Genomic DNA, 1,405 nt, shown 5'->3' on the forward strand with positions numbered 1-1,405 from the left:
CTCGGTGGGCGCGCTCGCCGGCGACGGACCGGACCTGATCGGGCTCCAGGAGGTCGCCGACGGTGACCGGGTGGCGCCGGTCCTCGCCGGCCGGTACCCGCACCGCGCGGTGGTGTCGACGGTCGCGCTGTGGAGTCGGTGGCCGATCCGGGAGGCGCACGGCATCGACACCGGGCTGGGCTGGGACCGCGCGCTGCGCGCCGTGGTGGCCGCCCCCCGGGGCGACCTGACCGTGTACGTCGTCCACCTCGGCTCCGCGCGCGCCGGGCACACCGCCACCCGGGACCAGACCGTCGCCGCGCTGGCCGACGCCGTACGCGCCGACCCGGCGGAGCGGCTGGTGGTGCTCGGCGACCTGAACACCGCCACCACCGACCGGGTCTTCGACCCGCTGACCCGGCTGCTGCGCGACGCTCAGGCCGAGGCCGGGCAGGGATTCGGCTTCACCTGGCCGGCGGAGCTGCCGGTGACCCGACCGGACCACGTCCTCTACCGGGGACTCACCCCCACCACTGCCGGGGTGCTGCACACCCCGGACAGCGACCACCGCGCGGTGACCGCCGGCTTCCGCTGGTGAGCGCTCAGTGCCGGCCGTTCTCCGCCGGGGTCACCGTGAGCCGGTGCCGGCTCGGGTCGCCGCTGGAGAACGGCCAGAGCCGGTCGGCGTACGCGACCAGGTCGGCCAGCTGATCCCGGGTCAGTCCCGCCGAGGAGATCTCGGCGTGCACGTCGGCCCGGTAACGGCCGTCGTCGTCGCGGCCCAGTTTCGCCTCTGCGGTCACCTGCACGGTGTGCGCCTCGTCGGTGATCTCCCCGGCCGCCTCCACAGCTGCGTGGTGCAGGCAGGAGGCGAACGCCGCGGCCAGGAGCTGCTCCGGCGTCAGACCGGTGCAGTGCGGCGCCAGCGGGGACGCCAGGGCGGAGGAGAGACCGCCGTCGTCGGTGCGTACGTGACCGCCCGCCGCGGTCGCCGTGGCCGTCTCGGCTCCGGCATCGCGTTCCTCCCGTCACTCACCGGACCGCGTTCCCGGACCCCGAGCAGCGAAACCGCGCCCGGGCGGGCAGTAGGAGCGCTCAGCCGACCCGGCCGCTCGGCGCGGCGTCGACGGCCATCGCCTCGGTGGCCTCGGCGGCCGCCCGGCTGGTCCACGGCGAGACCTGCTCCGCGCGCTGGCGGGGCAGCACCGCGCTCATCGGCACGTACACCCGGGCGTCCACCGCCTCGGCCAGCAGCAGCGCGGCCATCGGGCTGGTCGGCCGGGCCGCCGGGTCGGCGTCGAGGCAGCTGCGGCACAGGTCGGCCACCTCGGGCGGCAGCCCGGGAACGTCGGGCAGCGGCCGGGGCTCGGGCCGGCGTCCCCCCGGCCCGAGCAGCCGGGTGGTGCTGTCCGCCTCGTACGGCAGG

1 protein-coding gene and 2 pseudogenes are annotated in these 1,405 nt (G+C 76.9%); 1 reads left to right on the forward strand and 2 read right to left on the reverse strand.

Annotated features, from left to right (window positions below; all coding sequences use genetic code 11):
* On the forward strand, positions 1-577 hold a 577-nt coding region (locus KBX39_RS31185; protein ID WP_210873994.1), incomplete at its 5' end, for an endonuclease/exonuclease/phosphatase family protein.
* A 4-nt stretch (positions 578-581) separates the two neighbouring features.
* Here KBX39_RS31185 and KBX39_RS31190 read toward each other — a convergent pair.
* Positions 582-983, reverse strand: a pseudogene (locus tag KBX39_RS31190) (OsmC family protein); the annotation flags it as partial.
* A gap of 91 nt (positions 984-1,074) precedes the next feature.
* Positions 1,075-1,405: pseudogene (locus KBX39_RS31195) on the reverse strand (serine/threonine protein kinase); the annotation flags it as partial.

Source organism: Micromonospora sp. D75, assembly GCF_018070405.1.
GTDB lineage: Bacteria > Actinomycetota > Actinomycetes > Mycobacteriales > Micromonosporaceae > Micromonospora > Micromonospora chalcea.